This is a genomic window from Streptomyces roseus (assembly GCF_001044425.1).
Lineage (GTDB): Bacteria > Actinomycetota > Actinomycetes > Streptomycetales > Streptomycetaceae > Streptomyces > Streptomyces roseus.
The window spans coordinates 43,005-52,562 of record NZ_LFML01000125.1 but is presented as its reverse complement, the minus strand read 5'-3'; the positions used below and the strand labels follow the sequence as shown (position 1 = coordinate 52,562).

The 9,558-nt window shown below is 73.1% G+C and carries 8 protein-coding genes; 2 read left to right on the top strand and 6 right to left on the bottom strand.

From position 1 onward, the window contains the following. The 6 genes from ACS04_RS27865 to ACS04_RS27840 all read right to left on the bottom strand — a co-directional run. Window positions 1–834, bottom strand: an 834-nt coding sequence (locus ACS04_RS27865; protein WP_053080971.1) for a carbohydrate kinase family protein, incomplete at its 3' end; no start/stop codon positions are given. Next, a complete protein-coding gene (locus ACS04_RS27860) occupies window positions 831–1,820 on the bottom strand; it encodes a zinc-dependent alcohol dehydrogenase family protein (RefSeq protein WP_048479555.1) in 990 nt (329 codons plus the stop codon). The genes ACS04_RS27860 and ACS04_RS27865, both read right to left, overlap by 4 nt. Then, window positions 1,817–2,644, bottom strand: a complete 828-nt coding sequence (locus ACS04_RS27855) for a carbohydrate ABC transporter permease (protein ID WP_048479554.1) — start codon at window positions 2,642–2,644, stop codon at window positions 1,817–1,819. Before ACS04_RS27855 ends, ACS04_RS27860 begins: the two co-directional genes overlap by 4 nt. Further along, window positions 2,641–3,612, bottom strand: coding sequence for a carbohydrate ABC transporter permease (locus ACS04_RS27850; RefSeq protein WP_048479553.1), 972 nt, complete (start codon window positions 3,610–3,612; stop codon window positions 2,641–2,643). Before ACS04_RS27850 ends, ACS04_RS27855 begins: the two co-directional genes overlap by 4 nt. Before the next feature lie 20 nt (window positions 3,613–3,632). Then, window positions 3,633–4,991, bottom strand: a complete 1,359-nt coding sequence (locus ACS04_RS27845) for an ABC transporter substrate-binding protein (protein WP_048479552.1) — start codon at window positions 4,989–4,991, stop codon at window positions 3,633–3,635. Window positions 4,992–5,110: 119 nt separating this feature from the next. Further along, complete coding sequence (locus ACS04_RS27840; RefSeq protein WP_048479551.1) at window positions 5,111–5,869, bottom strand: DeoR/GlpR family DNA-binding transcription regulator; 759 nt, start codon at window positions 5,867–5,869, stop codon at window positions 5,111–5,113. A gap of 483 nt (window positions 5,870–6,352) precedes the next feature. Here ACS04_RS27840 and ACS04_RS39610 point away from each other — a divergent pair, with 483 nt between their 5' ends. Further along, window positions 6,353–6,934 carry a sigma-70 family RNA polymerase sigma factor gene (locus ACS04_RS39610; RefSeq protein ID WP_048479550.1) on the top strand — a complete coding sequence of 194 codons (582 nt, stop codon included), beginning with the start codon at window positions 6,353–6,355 and terminating at the stop codon, window positions 6,932–6,934. A 141-nt stretch (window positions 6,935–7,075) separates the two neighbouring features. After that, on the top strand, window positions 7,076–9,558 hold a 2,483-nt coding region (locus ACS04_RS35860), incomplete at its 3' end, for an MDR family MFS transporter (protein ID WP_063839318.1).

The following is a 9,558-nucleotide window of genomic DNA, read 5'->3' as shown; positions in this document are numbered from 1 at the left end:
GGCGCGGGCCAGCAGCCCGGTGTCCAGGAGCCCGCTGAGCAGGCCCGCCATGAAGGCGTCGCCCGCGCCCACGGTGTCGGCGACCTCGACCGCGGGCACCTCGCACCGCCCGCCCGGCCAGAAGGCCCGTGCGCCCGCGCCCCCCACGGTCACGACGACGAGCGCCGGGCCGTCTCCGGCCCCGCTCCCGGCCAGCCAGCGCCGGGCCGTCTCGTCGGGCGAGCGCCCGGGACAGAGCCAGCCGAGGTCCTCCTCGCTGGCCTTCACCACGTCGCTCAGCGCGACGAGCCGCTCGACGCGCGGCCGTTCCCGGTCGGGGCCCGTGAGCAGCGCGGGCCGGATGTTCGGATCGTACGAGAGCGTGGCCGCCGCCCGGGCGGCCCGGGCGGCCGCGAACACCCGGTCCGCGCCCGGGGCCAGGGCCGTCGCGATCGACCCGGTGTGGACGTGGGCCGGTGCCGGCCCGCCGAGGCCGCCGAGCCCGCCGGGCGGCAGGTCCCAGGTGATGTCGAACGTGTAGTGCGCGCCGCCCGCCGCGTCCAGCCGGGCGGTCGCCGTCGAGGTCGCGTCATCCGTGAACGATCCCGGGGTGACCTCCACGCCGCCCTCCCGCAGGTGGGCGTGGAGCGCCCGGCCCGGGCCGTCACGGCCGATCCGCGTGGCGAGCCGCACCGGGTGGCCCAGCCTGGCCAGGCCGAGGGCCACGTTCGCGGGGCTGCCGCCCGGGCGGGACCGCCGTACGCCGTCCGCGCCGGTCAGGACGTCCATGATCGCCTCGCCGATCACCAGGGCCGGGGCGGCCCTGAGGGAGACGGGACCCGGCTCCGCCGTCACGGGGTGACCAGGATCTTGCGGCCCCGCCCGGCCCGGAACCGCTCCATCGCGGCCGCGTAGTCGGTGAGCGGGAGCCGGTCGCTGACGAAGACGTCCGGGTCCAGGACGCCCGCGGCGAAGAGCTGGGCGGCCCGCTCGTAACTGTGCAGGACGGCCATCGAGCCGGTGATGGTGATCTCCCGGTTGTAGATGCGGTACGGCTCGATCGTGGCGCGGGCCGCGTAGTCGGCCACGCCGAACTGGAGGTAGGTGCCGCCCCGCGCCACCCGTCCGATCGCGTCCTGGATGGCCCGCTCGTTGCCGGTGGCGTCGATGACCAGGTCCCAGCCGCGCGGCCGGTCGATCTCGTCGGCGGAGCCGACGGCGTGGGTGCAGCCGAGGGTGCGGGCCGTCCGCAGCCGCTCGGGGTTGATGTCGACCATGTCGACGGCGACGGCGCCGGTGCGTTTGGCGAGCTCCATCATCATCAGGCCCATCGTGCCCGACCCGTAGATCAGTACGCTGCTGGCGAGTTGGGCGCGCAGCACGTCGTAGCCCCGTACCGCGCAGGAGAGCGGCTCGATGAGGGCGGCGTCCTCGACGCGCACGTGGTCGGGGAGCCGTACGCAGTTGGCGGCGGGCGCGACGGCGAACTCGGCCGCCGCACCCGGGACGGTGACGCCGATCGCCGCGTAGCGCTCGCAGAGGTTGTTGCGGCCGATCCGGCAGTAGTGGCAGGCGTTGCAGTACAGGGAGGGGTCGACGGCCACGCGGTCGCCGATGGCCGGCCCTCTCACCCCGGGGCCGTAGGCGACGACGGTGCCGGCGAACTCGTGCCCCGGCACGATCGGCAGGCTCGGTGCGAACTCGCCCTGGAGGATGTGCAGATCCGTTCCGCACAGCCCGCACGCGGCGACCTGGACCACCACCTCGCCGGGGCCTGGCTTCGGGTCGTCGACCGTCTCGATCGTCACGACCCCGGGAGCGCTGATGACGGCGGCTTTCACTTGACTGCTCCTAGGGAGAGGCCCTGGACGAGCTTGTCCTGGGCGGCGAACCCGGCGACGAGGACCGGCAGGGAGATGCACACGGCGGCGGCGCACACCTTCGCCAGGAAGAGCCCCTGGCTGGTGACGAACCCGGTGAGGAAGACGGGCGCGGTGCCGGCCACGACCCCGGTCAGGACGCGGGCGAACAGGAGCTCGTTCCAGCTGAAGATGAACGAGATGAGCGCGGTGGCGGCGATGCCGGGCATGGCCACGGGCGCCACGATCCGAAGGAGGGTGGTGGCCGGCCCGGCGCCGTCGATCGCGGCCGCCTCCACGACCTCCCTGGGCACCTCGGCAAGGAAGGAGCGCATCATCCACACCGCGATCGGCAGGTTCATCGAGGTGTAGAGGATGACCAGCAGCCAGATGTTGTCGAGCATCCCGGTGTTCTGCGCGATGAGGTACAGCGGCAGCAGTCCGGCCACGGCAGGGAGCATCTTGGTCGAGAGGAAGAAGAACAGCACGTCCCTCCACTTGCGGACCGGCCTGACGGACAGGGCGTACGCGGCCGGCAGGGCCAGTGCCAGGACCAGCAGGGTCGATGTGACGCTCGCCGTAACCGAGTTGATGAGCGGCGGCCACGGGCTGGTCCCGGTGCTCGCTCCGAAGAACTCCCGGTAGCCGTCCAGGGTGAGCGCGGCCCCCACGCCGGGCGGGTTGGTCGCGGCGTCCTGCTCGCTGTGCAGTGAGGTGAGCACCATCCACGCGAACGGAAGGAAGAACGACAGTGCGCAGAGCCAGGCCGTGAGGGCGCGGACACCACGGCGGACGGGGGCGGTCACGGCGCCTCCTCGCGGAACAGGGACGAGACGGTACGCAGGGCCAGGGTGGCGATGGCCATGGAGCAGATCACGACGAGGACGCCCTCGGCGGAGGCCTGGCCGTAGTCGTGCGCCCGGTAGAAGGTCTCGTAAACGGTGTAGGGCAGGTTGGCGGTGCCCAGACCGCCCGAGGTGAGGGTGAAGACCGCGTCGAAGTTCTGGACGACGTAGATGCTGCCGAGGAGGGCGGCCAGTTCCAGGTAGCGGCGCAGGTGCGGGAAGGTGAGGTGGCGGAAGACCTGCCAGGTGCCGGCTCCGTCGACGTGCGCGGCCTCGACGATGTCGGGCGGCCGGCTCTGGAGTCCGGCGAGGAGGATCAGCATCATGAACGGCGTCCACTGCCAGATGAGTGACACCTCGACGGCGACCAGGGGGAGGCTGGACATCCAGTCGGGCTGGGGGGCGCCGTCACTGCCGAACAGGCCCCAGATCCAGGTGAGCGAGCCGTTGACCAGCCCGTACGAGGCGTTGTAGAGGGCGTGCTTCCACAGCAGCGCGGATGCCGCCGGGACGATGAGGAAGGGGGCGATGAGCAGGGTGCGGACGATGCCGCGGCCCGGGAAGCCGCCGTCCAGCAGCAGGGCCAGCCCGAGGCCGAGCAGGAGGCTGGTGAGCACCACCGCCGAGGTGAGGACGACGGTGGTGAGCAGCGAGGACCTGAGCGTGGGATCGGTCAGGGCGCTGCGGTAGTTGGCGAGTCCGCCGAATCCCCGGTCGGCGGGGGCCAGGGCGTTCCAGCGCATGAACGAGATGACCAGGGTGGCGACGAACGGCAGCTGCGTCACCGCGATCAGGAAGACCAGGGCCGGCAGCAGGGGTGCGCGCCGGGCCCAGGCGCCGCGCGGACGCGATCCGGTGGGGCGGGTGGCCCGGTGCGGGCCGCCGCGCGGGGCGGTGCGCGGGGGTTCGGCCGTCAGGGATGCGGTCATGGCAAGCCTCCGTCCTGTGCTCAGTTGCCCGCGTACTTCCTGGCGACCGCCTCGGCGCGGGACTGGCCCGCCTTGAGGGCTTCCTCGACGCTGGTTCGGCCGGCGATGGCGGAGCTGATCTGCTGGGAGACCGCGGTGCCGAGGTCGGTGAACTCGGGGATGCCGACGAACTGGATGCCCGGCGCGGGCCGTGGCTGGACGCCCGGATCGGCCGGGTCGGCCTTGGTCAGCGCGGACTTGGTGGCGCCGGCGAAGGCGGAGGCCGCGGCCAGGTACTGCGGGTCGGCGTAGGTGGAGGTGCGTTTGCCGGCCGGGAGGCGGGACCAGCCGAGCTGCTCGCCGACGAGGTTCTCGTACTCCTTGCCCGATGCCCAGGAGACGAACTTCCAGGCGTCGTCCTGGTGTTTTCCGGCCTTCTGGAGGCCCCAGGCCCAGGTGTAGAGCCAGCCCGAGCTCTTGGTCCGTTCCACGGGGGCGGGGGCGTAGCCGATCTTGCCGGCCACGGGGGAGGCCTTGTCCTCCAAGGGGCCGGCGGCGGAGGTGGCGTCGTACCACATGGCCACCTTGCCCTGTTCCATGTCGCTCAGACACTCGGTGAACCCGGCCTGGGGGGCGCCGGCTTCGCCGTGGTCACGGACCAGGTCGACGTAGAACCGCACGGCCTTGGTGAACTCGGGGCTGTCGAGCCGGGCTTTCCAGTCCTTCTCGAACCAGGTGCCGCCCATGGTGTTCACGACGGTGGTCAGCGGGGCCATCACCTCGCCCCAGCCCGGCAGGCCGCGCAGGCAGATCCCCTTCATCCCGGGCCTGGCCCCGTCGGCCTCGGCCGCCAGCTGGGCGACCTCGGCCCAGGTGGGGTTCGCCGGCATGGTCAGGTTCTTCTCGGCGAAGACGTCCTTGCGGTACATGAGGAACGAGGACTCGCCGTAGAAGGGCTCCGCGTACACCTCCCCGGAGGCGGTCAGTGACTGCTGGATCGGGGGCAGGATGTCCCCCTGGTCGAAGGCCGGGTCGGCCTTGGCCCGGGCGGTGAGCGGGGAGAGCCAGCCGTTCTTGGCGTAGATCGGCGTCTCGTAGTTGCTGATGGTGGCGACGTCGTACTGGCCGGCCTGGCTGGCGAAGTCCTGGCTGATCTTGTCCCTTACGTCGTTCTCCGGGAGCACGGTGAAGTTGACCTCGATGCCGGTGGTTCGGGTGAAGTGGTCGGCGGTGAGCTTCTGGAGGTCCACCATCTGGGGGTTGTTGACCATCAGCACGTTGATGGAGCGGGCTCCGGAGCCACCGGTGCCGCCGCCGGCGCCGGAGCACGCGGCGAGCAGGACCATGCCCAGGCCGACGGCTGCCGCCGGGACGGCTCTGCTGGTTCCTCGGGTCGTCATGGTGAACCCCTTCCGGGTCGTGGTTTCGGGCACGCCGAAGACACGCGTGGCGTGCGGGGCGCGTACGGCGGAGGGCGTACTGCGTGTTCGTGTCCGGGGCGGAAAGCGGCCGGGGCGGATCAGACGCGGACGACCTGCGGGCCCAGCAGCGAGTACCGGTGGGCCTCGGCGACGGAGAGCCCGGTGTCGGTGACGATCGTCTCGAAGTCGGACACCTCGGCGAAGCGGCAGAAGCTGCTCGCGCCGAACTTGCCGTGGTGCCCCATGAAGACGCGTCTGCGGGAGACCTCCAGAGCCTTCGCCTTGACGTCGGCCACGACCGGGTCGGGCGTGGTGAGGCCGCAGTCCCGGGAGATGCCGTTCGATCCCAGATAGGCCAGGTCGATGACGAAGCCCGACAGCATCGCGCAGGCCCAGGAGCCCACGGTGGCCAGCGTCCGGGCGCGGACCCGGCCGCCCAGGAGCAGGGTGGTGTGCGGGGAGTCGGCCACCGCCGCGGCCGTCGACAGGGAGGCGGTGACCAGGGTGAGCGGGCGGTCGGTGGGCAGCAGCGTCGCCAGGAGCTGGGGGGTGTACCCCTCGTCGATGAACACCGTCTCCGCCCCGCCGAGCAGTCTGGCGCCCTGTGCGGCGATCCGGCGTTTGCTCTCGACGTGCAGCGTGACCCGCTGCGCCAGGTTGGTCTCGAATCCGGCGCTCTCGACGGGATAGGCGCCGCCGTGCGTGCGCCGTACGAGACCCCGGCGCTCCAGTTCGCTCAGGTCCCGCCGGATCGTCTCCGGCGCCACCCCGAAGTCCGCGGCGACCCCGGCGACCTCCAGCCGCCCCTGCTGGCGGGCGAGGGTGAGCAGCCGCTGGTGGCGTTCCTCTGAGCGCATCGGACGTACCTGCCCTTCCCCAGCCCGTTCGGGCACCGGCGGCCCGAACGGGCCCGCCAGAGATTTATACCGCCGGAGAAGAGCCGCGCACCGGCCCGTTCCGGGCAGGAGATGGCCTGGATGTGCCCGGAGCGGAAAGACCCGAACAGCACGTCGCAGACGGTCGGTCGGGCATTTGGGGCGCCCGGGGTGCCCGTTTGGCGGGTTCGGGTGCCGGATCCGGTGCGGGCGGGCGGCTCAGCCGCCCCCTCGCGGCCGCGGGCGGCAACCGGACCGGCGGGAGCCCGCGTTCGGGCATCCGGTACGGGCCGCAGCCCTGCCAAAGCCGTGCTGAACCGGGGATTCGCAGCCGCCCGCCCGGGCGGACCCGGGCGCGATCGACACCGTAACGGGCCCCGCTCGGGCGCCCGTTCGCGACTACAACTGCATCAGAGATCGGAAGCGGAAGCCGCCACCGCCGGTGCCGGAACGGAGGGAGCCGCCGTGCACGACGTACCGATACCGATACCGATACCGACACCGCCACCCGGACCGGGCACGCGGGCGCTCGCGGACCGCTCCGCGGAGGCGGCCGACGCCGTTCTGAGAGCGCTCTACGAGAAGCACGGATCCGCTCTGATGCGTTTCGCGGCCAGACGGCTCGGCGGCGACTGGCACCGGGCCGAGGACGTGTTCCAGGAGGCGGCCATCCGGGCCTGGCAGCACGCCGCACAGCTCGAACCCGGGGCCGACGCGCTGCGCCCCTGGCTGTTCGCCGTGGTCCGGAACCTCCTCATCGACGGCCACCGGGTCCGCCGGTCGCGCCCGCCCGAGGCCGACGACGAGAGCCTGCGCCGGATGCCGGTACCGGACGGGGTCGACCACGCCCTCACCACCCGTGTCGTGGTGGACGCCATGCGCGACCTCGCGCCGTACCAGCGTGAGGTGCTGCTGCACATGTACTACATGGGGCGCAGCGTGAGCCAGACCGCGCAAGTACTGGGCGTCCCGCCGGGCACGGTCAAATCACGGACGCACTACGCGATGCGCGCCCTGCGGGCAGGGCTGAGCAGCCGGGGCCTGTGACGATCGGCCCCCCGCTGTCTGCCCCCACCGCGGATCCCACCGCGGACCGCGACCCACGGACCACGCATCGAGGACCGAGGGGCGCGGGCCGATGCACCTGATGTCCCCACCGCCGTGGCACAGTTGGCCTATCCTGCCCGCGTGGATCAGCTGACCGCCGAAGACCCGGCCCGTATCGGCCCGTACCGACTCATCGCCCGGCTGGGGGTCGGCGGAATGGGCCTCGTCTACCTGGGCCGCAGCGAGGGAGGCCGCACCGTCGCGGTGAAGGTCGTCCGGGCCGAGCACGCCGGCCACCCCGAGTTCCGCAGGCGCTTCGCCCGTGAGGTGGCCGCCGCGCGGAGGGTGGGCGGCAGCTGCACGGCGGCCGTGCTCGACGCCGATCCCGAGGCCGCCGTCCCCTGGGTGGCCACCCAGTACATCCCCGGTCCCGACCTGCACGCCGTCGTCGCCCGGCAGTTCGGGCCGCTGCCCGAGTACTCCGTGCACACCCTCGCCAACCGGCTCGCCCTCGCGCTCCAGGCCGTGCACGAGGCCGGCCTGATCCACCGCGACCTCAAGCCGTCCAACGTCCTCGTCACCGTCGACGGTCCCCGCGTCATCGACTTCGGCATCGCCCGCGCGATGGACAGCCTCGCCGAGGAACACAGCCTGCACACCCGCACCGGCATGTTGATCGGGTCCCCCGGCTTCATGTCCCCGGAGCAGGTCCGCGGCCTCGAACTCACGCCCGCGAGCGATGTCTTCTGCCTGGGCGCCGTCCTCGTGTACGCCGCCACCGGGCGGCTCCTGTTCGGCGCCACCGACACCGGCTTGAACGCCCACCTCTTCCGGATCGCCGAGGAGGAGGCGGACCTCACCGGGGTACCGGCCGCACTGGTCGACCTCGTACGGGAATGCCTGCACAAGGACCCGGCCCGGCGGCCGACCCCCCGCGAGGTGGCCGAGCGTACGACACCGGATCAGGCGCAGGAGTGGCTGCCGGGTGCGGTACTGGCACAACTGGGGCGCCATGCGGCCGAGTTGCTGGACTACGCCCCGGTGATCCCGGCCCAGGCGGTCGCCGAGGAGCCCGTCCCCCAGGGGACGCCCCTGCCGCCCGCCTACGCACCGACACCCCTCGCGGACTTCGATCCCGCGCGGGGCTTCGGACCGCCCCCGGGCGCGCCCCCGAACGCATGGCGGCCACCGCCGCCCCGGGATTCGCCCCCGGCCGCCGCGAACCCGAGGCGCTGGTGGGGGCTGGCGGTGATCGCCCTGGCACAGCTGCTGGTGCTGATCCAAGCGGCGGCCTTCGACTTCGCGCTCCCGGCCGTCCAGAGGGACCTGCACCTGTCGGCCGACGACGTGCGCACGATGGCCGGGGCCTACGGCGTCGCCTTCGGGGCCGTGCTGCTGATCGGGGGGCACATCGCGGACCTCGTGGGCCGCAGGCAGACCCTGGTCGTCGCACTGCTCGGTTGCGCGGCCGCCTCCGCCCTCGGCGGATCGGCCCCTGAATCCGGCACGCTCGTCTGGGCCCGCGTGCTCCAAGGCGTGTTCGGCGCGCTGCTGACCCCTGCCGCGCTGTCCCTGGTGGCCACCGGCTTCACCGACCCGAAGGAACGCGGCAGGGCCTTCGGGCTGTACGCCGCGGTCGCGGGCGGCGGCACGGCCCTGGGAATGGCCGCGGGCGGATGGCTCCTCGCCGCCCTGAGCTGGCGCGTCGCGCTGTTCGTCGGCGTGCCGGTCGCCGCGGTCGCGCTGCTCGGGACGCTCACCCTGGTACGCGAGGACGGGGGCCGCGGCGCCGGAGACTTCGACGGGCCCGGCGCACTGCTCGGCACGGGCGGGGTCGCCGCCCTGCTGTACGGACTGGGCGAGGCCCAGCCGCGCGGCTGGAGCACCCCACTCGTACTGGTCCTGCTCGTCGGGGGAGCCCTGATGCTCGCCGGCTTCGTGTGGCGCCAGACCGTGGCAGCGCACCCGCTCCTGCCGGCGGGCGCCCTGGGGGAGCCCGACCGCGCGGGCAGCCTCCTCGGGATGCTCCTGGCCGGAGCGGGCGTCGTCGTCCTCTACCCCGTCGTGGGGTACTTCCTCCAGGTCGTGCTGGGCTACGCCCCGAACGCGGCCGGAGCGGCCTTCCTCCCCATGGCCGCCGCGATCGCGGTCGGCTCCTCCCAGGTGTCCGCCCGGCTGCTGGGCCGCGTGGCGCCCCGCGTCCCGCTCCTGGCGGGCCTGGTGCTCACGGCCGTCGGGCTGTTCCTGCTGACCCGGCTCGGCTTCGAGGGCTCGTACGCGACCGGTGTGCTGCCGGCCCTGCTCCTCATCGGCCTCGGGATCGGCACGGCCTTCGTGCCGCTCTTCGCCACCGTGACCGGCGGGGTCGCAGCCTCGCGCTCCGGGGGAGCCGCGGCGGCCGTCTTCACGGCCCAGGCGCTCGGCACGGCGATCGGCGCGGCGGTCCTCGACACCGTGATCTCCGTCCACGTGGACGGCCTGCTCGGCGGGTCCCAGATGCCCCGCGCGATCGAGAAGCAGCTGCTGCGCGCCGAGACCGCCAGTTTCTGGTGGGCGGCCGGCAGCCTCGTGCTGGCGGGCCTGGTGGCCGCCCTGCTGGTCAGGGCCCGGGGGCCCCGCGACGA